The sequence below is a fragment of the Pontibacillus sp. ABV4_188 genome (assembly GCF_056311905.1).
On sequence record NZ_CM149975.1, the window covers coordinates 1,163,628 to 1,178,121 of the forward strand.

General features: G+C 38.6%; 13 protein-coding genes. 8 read left to right on the forward strand and 5 right to left on the reverse strand.

All coding sequences use genetic code 11. The features are described 5' to 3' along the window. The first annotated feature begins 31 nt into the window (after positions 1 to 31). The 3 genes from ACYX4O_RS05895 (at position 32) to trhO (ending at position 5,325) form a co-directional block, all read left to right on the forward strand. The gene (locus ACYX4O_RS05895) at positions 32 to 1,765 is read left to right on the forward strand and encodes an McrB family protein (protein WP_476355430.1); all 1,734 of its coding nucleotides are present in this window, start codon (positions 32 to 34) and stop codon (positions 1,763 to 1,765) included. Next, positions 1,737 to 4,199 carry a DUF2357 domain-containing protein gene (locus tag ACYX4O_RS05900; RefSeq protein ID WP_476355431.1) on the forward strand — a complete coding sequence of 821 codons (2,463 nt, stop codon included), beginning with the start codon at positions 1,737 to 1,739 and terminating at the stop codon, positions 4,197 to 4,199. Before ACYX4O_RS05895 ends, ACYX4O_RS05900 begins: the two co-directional genes overlap by 29 nt. A 157-nt stretch (positions 4,200 to 4,356) precedes the next feature. After that, positions 4,357 to 5,325 (forward strand): oxygen-dependent tRNA uridine(34) hydroxylase TrhO, encoded by a 969-nt coding sequence (trhO, locus tag ACYX4O_RS05905; RefSeq protein ID WP_476355433.1) that lies wholly within the window; start codon positions 4,357 to 4,359, stop codon positions 5,323 to 5,325. Positions 5,326 to 5,442: 117 nt separating this feature from the next. Here trhO and ACYX4O_RS05910 read toward each other — a convergent pair whose 3' ends face one another. The 3 genes from ACYX4O_RS05910 to ACYX4O_RS05920 form a co-directional block, all read right to left on the reverse strand. Beyond that, positions 5,443 to 5,778: a hypothetical protein gene (locus tag ACYX4O_RS05910; protein WP_476355434.1), complete on the reverse strand. Its 336-nt coding sequence runs from the start codon at positions 5,776 to 5,778 to the stop codon at positions 5,443 to 5,445. 92 nt (positions 5,779 to 5,870) lie between these two features. Continuing rightward, positions 5,871 to 6,287, reverse strand: coding sequence for a hypothetical protein (locus ACYX4O_RS05915; RefSeq protein ID WP_476355436.1), 417 nt, complete (start codon positions 6,285 to 6,287; stop codon positions 5,871 to 5,873). A gap of 62 nt (positions 6,288 to 6,349) precedes the next feature. After that, entirely contained in the window at positions 6,350 to 7,114 is a 765-nt protein-coding gene (locus ACYX4O_RS05920) for a uracil-DNA glycosylase family protein (RefSeq protein WP_476355437.1), read from the reverse strand. Positions 7,115 to 7,309: 195 nt separating this feature from the next. Here ACYX4O_RS05920 and ACYX4O_RS05925 point away from each other — a divergent pair, with 195 nt between their 5' ends. The 3 genes from ACYX4O_RS05925 (at position 7,310) to ACYX4O_RS05935 (ending at position 9,556) form a co-directional block, all read left to right on the forward strand. After that, entirely contained in the window at positions 7,310 to 8,533 is a 1,224-nt protein-coding gene (locus tag ACYX4O_RS05925) for an MFS transporter (RefSeq protein ID WP_476355439.1), read from the forward strand. 120 nt (positions 8,534 to 8,653) lie between these two features. Further along, positions 8,654 to 9,340 carry a DNA alkylation repair protein gene (locus ACYX4O_RS05930; protein ID WP_476355441.1) on the forward strand — a complete coding sequence of 229 codons (687 nt, stop codon included), beginning with the start codon at positions 8,654 to 8,656 and terminating at the stop codon, positions 9,338 to 9,340. Positions 9,341 to 9,403: 63 nt separating this feature from the next. Next, a complete protein-coding gene (locus tag ACYX4O_RS05935; RefSeq protein WP_476357020.1) occupies positions 9,404 to 9,556 on the forward strand; it encodes a hypothetical protein in 153 nt (50 codons plus the stop codon). 118 nt (positions 9,557 to 9,674) lie between these two features. On the opposite strand, the gene ACYX4O_RS05940 is transcribed toward ACYX4O_RS05935, so the two are convergent. Together ACYX4O_RS05940 and ACYX4O_RS05945 are read right to left on the reverse strand one after the other, a co-directional pair. After that, positions 9,675 to 10,202 (reverse strand): hypothetical protein, encoded by a 528-nt coding sequence (locus ACYX4O_RS05940; protein WP_476355442.1) that lies wholly within the window; start codon positions 10,200 to 10,202, stop codon positions 9,675 to 9,677. Next, on the reverse strand, positions 10,199 to 10,546 hold the full coding sequence (locus tag ACYX4O_RS05945; protein ID WP_476355444.1) for a PadR family transcriptional regulator: 348 nt from the start codon (positions 10,544 to 10,546) through the stop codon (positions 10,199 to 10,201). The genes ACYX4O_RS05940 and ACYX4O_RS05945 overlap by 4 nt, the downstream gene beginning before the upstream one ends. Before the next feature lie 125 nt (positions 10,547 to 10,671). Between ACYX4O_RS05945 and ACYX4O_RS05950 the strand changes: the two genes are divergently transcribed. Both ACYX4O_RS05950 and ACYX4O_RS05955 read left to right on the forward strand, forming a co-directional pair. After that, positions 10,672 to 13,698, forward strand: a complete 3,027-nt coding sequence (locus ACYX4O_RS05950) for an efflux RND transporter permease subunit (protein ID WP_476355446.1) — start codon at positions 10,672 to 10,674, stop codon at positions 13,696 to 13,698. Between the two features lie 470 nt (positions 13,699 to 14,168). Next, positions 14,169 to 14,468 carry a hypothetical protein gene (locus tag ACYX4O_RS05955; RefSeq protein ID WP_476355447.1) on the forward strand — a complete coding sequence of 100 codons (300 nt, stop codon included), beginning with the start codon at positions 14,169 to 14,171 and terminating at the stop codon, positions 14,466 to 14,468. Positions 14,469 to 14,494: the final 26 nt, after the last annotated feature.

The following is a 14,494-nucleotide window of genomic DNA, read 5'->3' on the forward strand; positions in this document are numbered from 1 at the left end:
CTATAATAGTAGTTTAAAAGGAGTGGATCTGATGGACGTTAACATAAACGATATAAACGAGGGTCATATCGGAGCCTTGCTTGCTAAGATTACAAATGAGTATTTATTAGAAAAACAGTCTCCTTTTAAAGAAAATCAATTAGGTCAATTTGTAAGAGCTCAAGCCCCAAGAATTCTTAAATCTCTACACTTCATAGATGAATCATTCATAGTAAAAGGGTCAGTAGGCCAAGGAAACTGGGCTCAAGTCCCGTGGATCGCAATTCTACATACTCAAGTAACTACAAGCACACAGAGAGGCTATTACTTGGGATACTTGTTTAGTGAAGATATGAAAAGGGTATACCTTACGTTTGCTCAAGGTATTACAGAAACGTCGAAAGAAGAAATGGAAAGAATTAAGCACGGGATCCGAGATATTACTGTCGTGGAGGACTATAATACATCTTCACCTATTCAAAAGGCTAGCGATATTGATTTGGGACAAAGTTCTAAAGGAAAAGGATACCAGGAATCCACAGCCCTTTATATTAAATACGATCGTGATCATCTTCCAGATGAAGAGGCATTAGAGGAAGATCTCCGTGCGATGGTTGAGATTTACAAACGTTTCATATCTATAAATCAACTAGGTGTTCAAGAAGACCCATCAGAAGAATTGGATGAGTGGTCAAATGAGAAAATCGTAGAGCATATTCATTCTTATATTCAGGGGAAGGGCTTCTTTTACAAATTAGATGATATCAAGAACTTATTTCTTTCACTCAGAACAAAGCCGTTTGTAATCTTATCCGGAATTTCAGGTACCGGAAAGACCAAAATTATGGAGTTGTTTGCAGAGAGTGTGGAGGCAACAGATGAAAACGGTCGATTTCGATTAGTACCCGTTCGTCCTGATTGGAGTGATGGATCTGATTTACTTGGCTACACAGATATTAAGGGGGAATTTCAAAAAGGCCCACTATTAAACGTAATAGAAGAGGCAAGTCAAGATCCAAGCCAACCATATTTTGTCGTATTAGATGAAATGAACTTAGCCAGAGTGGAGTATTACTTTAGTGATTTCCTAAGTGTCATTGAAAGTCGCAAATGGCATGACAGGGAGGTGGTGTCTGCTTCCATTATGGATGAAACCCAAATTGGCAGAAAGGTGACAATTCCTTCAAACTTGTACATCGTAGGTACGGTCAATATGGATGAAACGACCCATCCATTTAGTAAGAAGGTTTTAGATCGAGCTAATACAATTGAGTGCAATGATGTTCATCTTGATTGGTTCTCCTTTTTAGAAGAAGAGGTAAGCCACCAACCTCTCGCGTTACCGAATCATCGACTTACTTCAAAGTATTTGCGACTAAAAGACGCTTATTCTACGCATAAAGACCTCATCCAAAACGTTACAACTGAACTAGTTAAACTAAACCAATTTCTTGAGCCGATTCAAGCACACGTGGGGTACCGTGTAAGGGATGAGATTTGCTTTTATGTCATTTATAGTCGTTCGCTGTTTTCGCTTGAGGAAGCGTTAGATTATCAATTCTATCAAAAAATCTTGCCAAGACTTACAGCAAGTCATGGACAATCGTTTCAAGTATTGAAGAATCTGTTTACTTACTTTACGAATCAGCAATATAATGAGGACCTTACAACTGAACGAGTTCATGAAATGATCAAAACAGCACGTTTTCCTCGTAGTGCGGAAAAAGTTCATGACATGCTTGTAAGAGGTGATCTAGATGGATTCACATCTTTCTGGAGCAGTTAATGAGGAAGTAGAGCTAGTTGAAATGGAGACGGAAGCATTTTCCCTCTATATTAAAGGGAAGCCGTATCATCACCGTTATGAAAGTTTAAAGCATTATCAAAAGGTACAATCCGGTGAGAATATGCATTTTTCTTATGAGGGAGAAGCTATAGATTCTGTCCGATTGTTTGATGTCCAAACTGAAGAATTGATTGATTCTACAAATGTTTCGCCTCTGTTTTTCGAAAATGGGACCTATCAGATCGTAGTTACTCCGAAGAACGGAAATGAACTCCAATTCCATCATGAGCACCCATCTTTAAGGAAAGCTATAAGTCGTGTAGGGAAGCCACCTTTTGAATTGTTAATGGGCAATTTAACGTTCACTAATGAAGTTGGATATACAACCTTTACTATTGGAACGAAAGAAAAGAAGTTATTAGAGGTAACCCTTGAAATCTTTCCTTCGAAATTATCCTATAAAGAAGACTATCAGAAATTACTCGAAGAAGTGAACGAGGAAGTTTACAATCTGGCGTATCATTTTGTGAAGAAAACGTATCTAGGTGCTACAACGTCCTTAACTGTAGAGTCATCTTGGAGTGAGTTTTATCGGCTGCTAATGCAGTATTATAAGCAGTTTACGAAAGCAATTGCTCAAATAGAAAAACAGCCTCATCATCAATTGGTAAAGGAACATGCCTTAGTTAGAGGAGACCAATTAAAGAAACAAGATTCTAAAGGTCGTAAATTTCTTCGTAAACGCCCAGAGCTTTTTGTTGAGACTCAAAATGGTATACCTTTTAGTGAGAAGAAGGTCATGCCAGCAAAGGGTCTAAACGTCCAGAAGCGACTATCCTTTGATACACTTGAGAATCAATTTGTGAAATGGATGATGACTCGCATCATTCATAAGGTTGAATCATTAAATGAGACGCTAAGGAAACAGGCATCGATCTACCAGACATCAGATCATGAAGATAAATTGGATGAAATAGAAGCGATGGAAGCCTATCTAAAGAAGAAAATCCGGTCCTCTTTTTGGAGGGAAATTAGTTCACTAGATCGTTCCGTTATGAGTCTAGTGCTTCAAATGGCTCCTGGGTATCGAGAAGCTTATCAAACCTACCTCATATTATCTCGTGGACTTATTTTACATGGTGAGTTAGCAAGAATGTCTGTTAAAGATGTGGCTACGTTGTATGAATACTGGACATTCCTCAAATTAGGGCAGATTCTCGGTTCTAAATATGAAATGATTAGCCAGGATATTATTAAAGTAAATCGCGAAGGTCTTTTTGTCACGTTAAATCAGTCAGCTTCAGCAAAGCGAGTCTTCCGTCATCCTCATACTAATGAGAGGATTACCCTCTATTTCCAGAAGCACTCAGGGAGAGTGCCAACAGTAAAGCAAAAGCCAGATTGCATGTTGAGCATTGAAAAGTCGGGTAAAGATCGAACGTATGAATATGTGTTTGATGCTAAATATCGGGTCGACTTTGCGGTAGAAGGAAGTTATTATCAACGTGCTTATCATACTCCTGGTCCTTTAGAAGAGGATATCAATACCATGCACCGTTACCGTGATTCTCTAGTGGAAGGAAAAGAGGGGATGTATGAGAGATATACGTTTGGGGCCTATGTTTTATTTCCTTGGGACGAAGAACATGAATATGAGAAGCACCAGTTTTATAAGAGTATCCAGAAGGTTAATATCGGTGGATTTCCTTTCTTGCCCAATTCGATTCTCCTGGTCGAGCGTTTCCTTGCTCGGTTGATAGAAGCTTCCCCGCAACAAATCCAGCAAGAAGGAATCTTACCTAAAGGTACACTAGAAGAGTGGGAATCTGACCTGGTAGAACGGGTGTGTATCATTAAAGTTGCTTCTCAGGAAGAGTTTGTCCGAGTGATACAGCAGGGAAGGTTGAAGGTTGCTGCGGATTGGTTAAATCAAGATTGGCATAAATCTAGTTATGTAGGTCTGTATAAGCCCCGTAATGTGTTTGGCGATCAAGGCGGAGTAAGTCACTACGCTAAAGTTGGAAGTGTTGATGTGGAGGGCTCGTATATTACGTTCACCCTACAAACGTGGCAGTCCACAAGGCAACTCATTAAGCCTGTTGGTTACGGCATTCGTACGTCTGCTATGACAGACCTTGAGAGCCTGAAGCAGGCTGACGAGTTGCCCCAACTCTTTATGAAATCAAATGATGAAAGACATTTATGGAACTTGATGCGACGATTTACAAAGCAAATCAGAGTATCGTTAGACCAAGAGGATGTTGGAGAGGCCGAGCGCATATCAACATTTCAGAGTCAAGATGGAAAGTTAACCTTTGAGATTGATGAGGACTCTGTCTATATCCGTTCAGCCTCTAACCAAGTAAATATTTCTAAAACAGATTGCGTCTACTATCCAAATAAGGTGTTCCGACAAATTGTAAATATTTTATAGAAGTTATTGGTCATATTCGAAATAAACTTGATTTCCTCCCCTAACCCCCATTACAATATTATGTTGTAATAAATGTGTTAGATGACGCAGGTACAGTCTGCATCACAGGCGCCTTATTACTATATCTGGGAAATATAGCGAAAAGGTGGAATTAAGAATGGAAAACCAAGATTACCGTGTACTACTGTATTACCAGTACGTCACAATCGAAGATCCAGAGCAGTTTGCAAAGGATCACTTAAAGTTCTGTAACGAGCTAGGATTAAAAGGTCGTATTCTCGTAGCAGAAGAAGGGATTAATGGTACCGTTTCTGGAACGGTTGAGGCGACTCAAGCGTATATGGATGCGATGCATGCGGATGAGCGTTTTGCGGAGATGCCATTTAAGGTAGACGCAGCAGACGATCATGCATTTCAGAAGATGCATGTGCGCCATCGTCCGGAGCTTGTGACGCTTCGTTTAGAAGATAACCATAACCCAAATGACATTACAGGCGAGCACTTAGAGCCGAAAGACTGGATGGAACAAATGCAGCGTGAGGACACAATCGTTCTTGACGCGCGCAATGATTATGAATATGACCTCGGACACTTCCGCGGAGCGGTTCGTCCAGATGTTGAGACGTTCAAGGACCTGCCGGATTGGGTTCGAGATAACCAAGAAATGTTTGAAGGCAAGAAAGTCATGATGTACTGCACAGGCGGAATCCGCTGTGAGAAGTTCTCTGGCTGGATGATGAAAGAAGGATTTGAAGTAGCACAGCTGAAAGGCGGTATTGCTACCTACGGAAAAGATCCTGAAGTAAAAGGTCAGCTATGGGATGGTCAAATGTTTGTCTTTGACGATCGTCTGACGGTACCGGTTAACCAGGTCGAGCATACCATCGTCGGTGAGGATTACTTCACAGGCGAACCAGCTGAACACTTTGCGAACTGTGGCAACCCTGATTGTGACCGTCGTATGATTATGACGGAAGAGAATGAGCACAAGTATATGCGCAGCTGTAGTCATGAGTGTCGTACTCATCCGCGTAACCGTTATGTGGAAGAGCATGGGCTTAGTGAGGAAGATGTGAAAGCTCGCTTAAAGCAAATAGAAGAAGAGGCTAGTGCCGAAAAGGCCTAAACGAATAAACCCTAGAGAAAGATTTCTCTAGGGTTTATTTATATAGTAGGCGAGTAACTTCTATATGTTCAATATAATAGTAGTGTAATATTCAATTATATTGCCTTTTTACAAGAATCATCCGTTCCATGTAACTTCGTCTGTTTCAGGTTGCTCCAAATAATAACCGACCGTATCATGCTCTTCGTTACCTTCAATATAAGAAGGGCAAGAAAACCAAACGAGCTTTTCATCGATTATGTCATCGAAATGTTTCAGTACAGGTTGGAGTGTCTGATTGCATTCTCCACATTGACCTGGGTCGAAGCCGTTCGGTAGCTCATTAATGGCTTGCTTTAAACAATCCTTACAAATTTCTTTTGCTTCGGATAGCACACCAAATTCATCGAATAAGATCAAGTCTTGTTCACTTATTTCTTTTTTACAATCTTGGCAATAGGATAGATTTTTCATCATGATGTCTCCTTTATGTATGGGGAATGAAATATTTAATATAGAGTACTTTTATATTTACACATCCAATTGATTACATCAACAGTTGAAGTCTATTTTAATTGTCCACGATAAATCAACTGCTCTAAAACCGAATAGACTAAACCACACAAAAAGAAAATAATATAAAACGTCCCAATATTAAGGTCATATTCATCTATAAAATCCCTATAACCATACAAATGGTTAAAAAACCAATGAGCCATACCCAAGGACAATACCAGAAACAACACTATCTTCATAACAAACAATTCCAAGTATCGATTAACCAAGAACCCAACTAAGCAGAATACAAAATATGCAATGAACCAATAGAGAGCAAAGAAAAGAATCAACCCAAAGTCGTCCGTTAATCCAACGTACTCTGACGTCGTAATTTTTGTCCCTTCTACTATTTCTACCACCATTGTGCCTAGTGAAAAGATGACTATAAAAGAAAGAAGCGTCAAACCAAGATATTTTTCGTTCAATTACAATCCACCTTTCTAAGAGGGGGAGGGGGATACGTGTGTCACCCGCCCCTTGGTATTGTCTATTTAGAACTAAAATGCTTCTCAATCGTCTTTCTCATATCCTCGTAGTTTTCTTCGAATGTTGGCATCATGAATTTTTGGTTCGCTCCTGATGTGTGCGGGAAGTGCCTTAGAATCGATTGGTTCTTGATGTATCCGTTATCGGCGAGGTATGTTACGGCTTTATTGGCTGGCTTTCCTAACGGGATGATTAAAGGATTGTCCATTTCATTAATTTCCTTTGGCAGATGGTTGATTACCTCTTCATAAAGAAACGGATTCTTGATCACGTCTGATTGACTGCTGAAGTTAGTCCAGTCTCCCTTGCGCCAATAGAAAACGGGATAAGGTAGGGCGGAGGTGGTGTGAACCAGGTCACTGTGTTCATCGAACAACTGATTGGTCGTGTCTAACCCTAGTTTAGTATGTAGGTGAAGTTGATCCAGAAGTCGTACTAGGTTTTTCCTCATCGGACCTTGGAAACTGGATTGGTTTTTGACTTCTTGTAGAATTTCTTCATCCGTGGCTTCTTTACCTTTAAAGCATTGAACGGTTTCAAATGTTTTTTGCATTTGGGAGAAACCAGGGGTTATGCCAACAATCACAACTTTAGCGTTCTTGTTGAGGTGTTCAAACGGAGCGTAATAGACTCTAATCTTTTGGTTCTCACTTTCTTTAAGGAAGAATGGATCAGAATGCAAGAGTTGTTCCTTTGTTAATGGCGTAGACTGTGATTGTAGGATGTCTTTATATAGGTTGAATTTTGAATACGAGACGATCGACATAGTTGTAGGCTCCAATCTTTTCTAAATATTAGTTCATTTTACCTTATTTCTATAAAACTTCAACAGTGGTCTTCTCGTGATTCTGAGGAACCTGTCCTTTACTTCCGAGACTTGACCCATTCGGGTTATAGCCCACTTTGATTGGGGAATCTTTACTCCAACGGGTTTAACACTTCCAAGGAGAGGAGGGATTGGATGATTGAAGCGAGTACGAAGGAATTCTGGCGTAATACACTTGCGTTAAGTATCGGCTCTTTGTTCGTTTTTGCGAATGTTTATTTCACACAGCCGATCTTACCCGTTCTGTCAGACGAGTTTGGCGTATCTCCTCTGACTGCGAGTATGTCTTTATCACTTGTCATTCTGGCCATCGGGGTGTCCCTGATTTTCTACGGGCCAGCTTCTGATAGCCTTGGGCGAAGGGGGGTTATGATTGTGGCAATGGGGCTTGGTACGGTTGCGACGATCCTTGCTTCGTTCTCAACTACGTTCAGCTTCTTCCTAACTATGCGTATTCTGCAGGGTGTGTTTCTGGCTGGTTTGCCTTCTTTGGCTCTTGCGTACATAGGTGAAGAATATACGCAGCACGCTCTTCCGCTCGCAGTTGGTGTGTTCATTGGCGGCAATACCATTGGAGGAATGTTTGGGCGCGTATTGAGTGGTGTTCTGACGGACTTTCACGGATGGCACTTCGCTTTTATGACGATGAGTGCTATTAGTGTTGTATGCTTTGTTCTCTTTATCTTGTTATTACGTCCGTCTCAGAACTTTGAGCCAAAGCCGTTCAGGTGGAAACAGGCAATGGAGGATTACAAGGGACACTTACACAATAAAGAATTGCGCTATGCATATATCATCGGTGGCTTACACTTTCTCGTATTCGTGGGACACTTTAATTACATGACGTATAGGCTGACGGATGCCCCGTTTTCTTTGCCGTCGAGTCTTGTCGGGGTTTTATTTTTAACGTATATTGCGGGCACGATTAGCTCCCAGATGTCAGGGCACGCGTCGAAAAAATATTCCCAGTCCGGCTGCATAAAGATCGGGATTGGCATTATGATGACGGGTTTCCTGATCACTCTCATTCCCTCAGTTTGGGCGATTATGATTGGGCTGTTGTGTAATTGCTTCGGATTCTTCTTCGTCCATTCCACGGCTAGTGCTTGGGTGAGTGGACGAGCGAGGTATAGTAAGGCTAGTGCTTCAGGACTTTATTTGATTTCTTATTATATTGGTGGTGGGATTGGGCCGGTGTATTTGGATCCGTTTTGGAATTGGATGAATTGGAGTGGGATTGTGCTTGGTGTGTTTGTTATTTTCCTCATTACAGGTTATGTCGTGATGAAGATGGGGCGGTTAGAAAAGGGAGCGTACGTGGGAAGTTCTCGTGTAGTCCACAATGATGGAGGGCTGTGATTTTTTAAATTCTTCTTCATACACGGGGCTCCCGCCTTTAGGAACGCAGGAACCGTCGGCGTAAGTCTAGAATACATAAGTAGGAGGCGATAGAGCCAATACATAAAAGGAGTGAATTAAATGTATTCGATCGACCCATTACAAGTAAGCATGGAAGATAATCAAAACGTAGAGAAAGCTCAGAAGATGGCCCAATACATGCGTAACCAATTTTCATTCTACGGAATTCAGGCTGAGCCATTGAAAAGGATTGTGAAGGAGCACATCAAACAAGAAGGAATCCCTTCACCAGATGAGATCCATGCTGTGGTGCATACACTATGGTCAAAAGAAGAACGGGAATACCAGATGGTAGCCTTGAGACTAGTGGATGAATACATAAAGAAATACGGCATCAGAGAACAGGACGCGGCGCTCATTGAGTACATGACTGTCCATAAATCCTGGTGGGACACGGTGGATCACATCGCCGGCAAGCATGCGTCTCGATTGTTTGCGGAATATCCTCACCTTTTGCAAACCGTTGGGAAAGAGTGGAGAGAGTCGACTGATATATGGTTGCGCCGGGTGATGATCTTATTTCAGCTGAAATATAAAGACAAGACGGATCTCCCATTACTTGAGGCTATTATTAGAGAAAATACAGGTTCTGATGAGTTTTTTATCAATAAGGCGATTGGATGGATATTGAGAGAGTATTCGAAGACAGATGCTGAATGGGTGCAGGATTTTATTGATAACAATGATGGGTTATCGAAATTAAGTAAGCGTGAAGGGTTGAAGCATATTAAGAAGCACGTTCATTGAGTGTTGTTTTAATCTGTAAGAGTTGTTGAGGCGATACGTGTGTCTACTTTATATAATAAGACGATGATATTCGCATTACTTGTGATTTTTACTTTGTGGGTGTTATTGCAAATCTCACTTAATATGAGTATTGTGAAGAATCCGCTAAACTATTTTGTTGGGTTTACGATTTTCTTTTTTATAATAAAATATGCAGTGAATAGAAGAAGGGAATAAACGCAGCTCAAAACTTGAGGGTTTCGCGTTTATGGACAAGGAACCTGTCCCCTTGTCCATAAGTAAAAGTATTAATGAATGGTTAGGGTTACTTTTATCACCCTAACCATTCATTATCCTAATTTATTTTGTAATACTTATTTAAAAAGAAGAGTGTAATGCCCGCTAATACTAATGAGCTGGCTATATTTATAACAATCAACAGTATATTCCACCATAAATAGTCTGAAATCCTAAAAAAGCTAAATTCATATCCGTGATTCATAGGGGAAAGAGCGGGAGTAAAAATTAAATAGAAAAGAAGTTGCATTCCTAAAAAGTATATACCACTAAAAAAAATAAACAAAAAGGATCCTTTTATTGGTAGTTTTCTTTTATTATATGAAAGTGCTTTTCCAGTATTGTTGGTTTGAGTCACAAGATTTTCTTCTCTTACTTGGTCAGAATCCATAAAATGAAGTGCAAAATCTTCTGGGGATCCAAGTTCTTCTTGAAAATTATGACCTTGAAAACGCGCTTCATAGATATGCTCTATAAGTTGTGTTTTGGCATCTTCTCGATAATTTGGTTTTACACGGCTCGATCTTAAGATGTCCATGATTCGGTTTACATATCCTTGCTCTTGAGGGGTTAAGTTCGAATTCATTCTTTTTCCTCCTTAAGATTATTACTATTCTGTTCGATAAGAGAGTGAATATCTTGCTGAATTAAGTACCATTCTTTTATTTCGTTTTTTAAATAAGCTACTCCTTTTTCATTTAACTCATAATAAACACGGGGTCTTTGATCATTAGCAAACTCTTTCTTTAGATTAACTAAGTTTTTTTCTTTAATCCTTGTGAGAATAGGGTAAATGCTTCCTACTCCTTTCAAGTTGATATTGAACTTTTCTAGTTCTTTCATTATTTCGTATCCATAACTTCTTCTCTTATTCAAAATACACAATACACATAGCTCTAGGCTTCCTTTAATTACAGTCATTCTATCCATAACCAAACTATACCAACTATATATATCTCAGTCAAATATATACTTCGTTGAAATATATAAAAATTTCCAATATAATTATAATGTGAAAAATTTACATTTAAAACTATTGAGAAGGTAGGTAGAAAATGACTTGGATTAAACTTTTATTAGAAAGAAAATTAATTGTTGGATTCGCGGTTTTGCTTCTAATTATTATGGGGTTTGTATTTATTGATAAGCTAGAAAATCAATTTTATCCCGAAGTTAACTATGATACTGTTACAATCTCTGCAGAATCAGAAAATATGCCTGCAATTGAAATGGAGAAGCAGATCACTACGCCAATAGAACAGGAGATATCTGATTTAGAAGGAATAAAATCCTTTCAATCTTCTTCCACAGATGGGTTAAGTTCAATAGAGGTCATTCTTCAAGAAAACGGTGGTACCGAGACATTTGAACAATTGAAGGATTCTATTAATATCGTTCAACAAAATATACCTAACGAAGAAATTAGTATATCTCGCAGTACTACCTCTCAGACTTACGAAATGTTTTTGGATATATATGGAGGAGACCTTAATGAAATGACCTTGTTCTCCGAAAATATATTAAAGCCAAGGCTAGAGTCTTTACAAGAGGTACGAAAAGTAAGACTCGTAGGACAAAATGAAAAGAAAATAAATGTTGAATTAAACCCCCGACTCATGAATAGTTACGATCTGACTTATGAAGAGGTTAGATCGGTTTTAAAACAACAAAACGTTCACTTATCTATAGGTGATACAAATAGTGATCAACCTCCTCTTAATTGGGAGACATCCATAGAAAATCTTAATGATATATCCTTTACCATGTTTTCAACTGAGAGCGGAAGTGTTTTCTTATCCGATATAGCTTCCATTTCTGTGAAGGAGACTAGGACTAATGAAGAATTATGGAGAAATGGTGATAGTAGGTATGTATGGGTTTCAATAGCTCGACCAAATGATGTAACTCAATCCCAAATGACAAATGCAGTTAGAAGTGAATTAAATAATATTAGGGATGAGGGGCATGTTAATGGTTTTAATATGGACCAAACTATCGTTCAATCTGATTTTGTTAAGGACTCCATTGGAAACCTACAAACCAATGTATTGATTGGAGGAATCCTTGTAATTATTGTTTTATTCATGATGTTTAGGAACATAACAAGTACAGCTATTATAGGGATATCGATACCAATAACAGTACTTATGACATTTATCTTAATGGCCCTCTTTGACCTTAGTATTAACTTGATTAGTATTCTTGGATTAGGTATAGGGCTTGGAATGGTCGTTGACTCCTCTATTGTTATATTGGAATCAATATATAAGAAGAAAGAGGAAGGTTATAATGATAGAGAAGCAACTATTCTAGGGACCAAAGAGGTATTTACACCGGTTTTATCATCCACTTTGACCACAATGGTTGTATTCCTTCCTATTGGATTAATTAGTGGACAGATAGGTGATTTTGCCAAAGTACTTTCAATAGTAATTATCTTTAGCCAAATTTCTTCACTCATTATTTCTTTCACCTTAATCCCAGTCCTCTCAGAAAAGCTACTTAAAGTAAGAAGTAATAAAAGGAACAAGAGACAACCTAAATATTTCAAAAAATATAATGAGTATATAGATTGGGTGTCTAAAAATACAAAAAGAAGAATGGGAGTCTTAGTAATATTCATCGTCATTTCATGTAGTTCATGGGTCTTGGCGCTATTTATACCGGTTTCTATGATTCCAGACTTTTATAACAGACAGGCGGAATTCTATGTAGCTCTAGAACCTAATACTAACTTTCAAGAGCGGGAAAGGGTTGCAGATGGGGTTTCGGAATTCCTTTCTTCCACGAAAGATGTAGTAGGGTATAACGTCAGGAAGCTTGATCAAAGCCGGATGTATGTATATGTGAAAATGACACCTGAGAATGAAGCTACTGTTCAACAAAATGAAATTAATGAATCAATACATGAGAATCTTAGAGAGATGTCCAGCAATTATCCAGTGACGACATCTGGTTCAGTGACTTATCCAATTGAAGTATTTGTTAAGGGAAGCGACTTAGATCAGCTTGAAAAAATCACTCAAGATTTAAGCAACAAGTTTGCAAATGTTGAAGGGGTTCAAGGAATAACAAGTTCCCTTGATAATAGCAAGCCTTCCAAAGATATAGAATTAAATATGAAGAACGTTATAGAAGATGGAGTATCTCCAACTTTAATACAAAATACATTACAACTGTATTCTAAGTCTGAAGAGATAACCAGCTACCAGGAAAATGGTTTAGAGATCCCTGTTATGTTGAAATTTGGGGTTGATTTACAAAATTCCACTTCATTTAACAATTTGAATATTAATACGCCATCGGGCGACAAGGCATTGGGTCAGTATATTTCATTAAATGATAGCAACACTCTTTCTAAAATTTCGCATAAAAATGGTGAGCGTACAATTAGTATCCTTGGTGATATTAAAGGGAATGATCTAGGTTCTGTGAGTAATAAAATAAAAGAGGTTGTTAATAATTATAACCTTGAACAAGGATACACAATCGAACTAGGGGGAGAGATAGAGCAGCAACAAAATACATCTAACGAAATGTATTTAGTTCTATCTATGGCATTACTTCTTGTTTTTGCAATAATGTCTGTACAGTTTAATAACCTTGTTCACCCTTTAGTAGTTATGTTTATCATTCCATTAACTTTGACAGGAGTATTAATTGGTCTATTTGTTACGCAAACTGTGTTAAACTTACTTTCCGCAATGGGTATGCTAATCTTAATAGGTATTGTAGTGAACAATGGTATCTTATTAATTGATAGAATTAAGCAATTAAGACTTGCTCAAGAACCTAGATTTGAAGCTATCAAAACGGCATGTAAAGAAAGAAGTCGACCTATTTTTATCACTTTTATTACAACAGTAAGTGCAGCCTTACCGTTGGCTTTAACAACTGGACATTCGGGGCAATATCAAAAGCCAATGGCGATAGCTTTAATATTTGGCTTATCCTTCGCTGTTTTTATTACATTGTTATTTGTTCCTGTAGTTTATATTTTGTTTGAGGACGCAGTGGATAAAGTTAAAAATGTCTTTAAAAGAGATAATAAACTAAATAAAAACACTAACTTGAACAACTAACTCTATTTAAATTAATTTAAGTTGATTTACATTCTGAATTAGTTACAAGAAATTATACATCAATGCTCTTATAACAAAAATGGAGTACCAGCGAGTAGTGGGGAGGGAGTAGCGCTGATCTTTCGATGGGTCTGTGCCCTTTTGTACCTACAATCTATTGAAAAGGTCATTGAAGGTGCGCCTCAGTGCCTCTTTTACCCCTTTTTCGCCTAAAAAGGGAGTAGATTCAACCTCCAGCACAAATCCCAAGAAGCACGAGAACCGTCCCCGTGCTTCATGGCGAGGGAGGACCGCTCATTTTATACTGGTGAGGTAGTGGGACCAGGGACTTGTTAAGGAACGAACTTCCATATTAAGTGGAGTTTCGTTTTTTATAAAAATCATTTTAACTCTATCCAATTCGGGTGTGTTAAAATAATGGTAAATTATACTATTTGAATTTTGAATTGTTGAAAGGGGGTGGATGAAAGATGTCGACATCTACTACATCTAAATTGAACAAGTCTAGGGATGGGGTCTTAGGGCCGAGGAGCAATGGGTTTAACATGGCGATTATTTATGGGCTTCTTTTTGTACCTTTAATGGTAGTTATGGATAAAGATATAACAGTTGATTCATTAGGGATCCCAGCGTTACTATTATTTTTACTTGTTAATGGGAGTGAATTTATAGCGAAATCGAGAAACAAAGCCGTACCGCAATGGATGATCGTCGGGTCTTTTGTTGTTACTGTTTTGACCGCTGTCGTTATGGCAATGGTTTTGCAGTAACTGGTTTGTAGTCATATCGGTGGGGT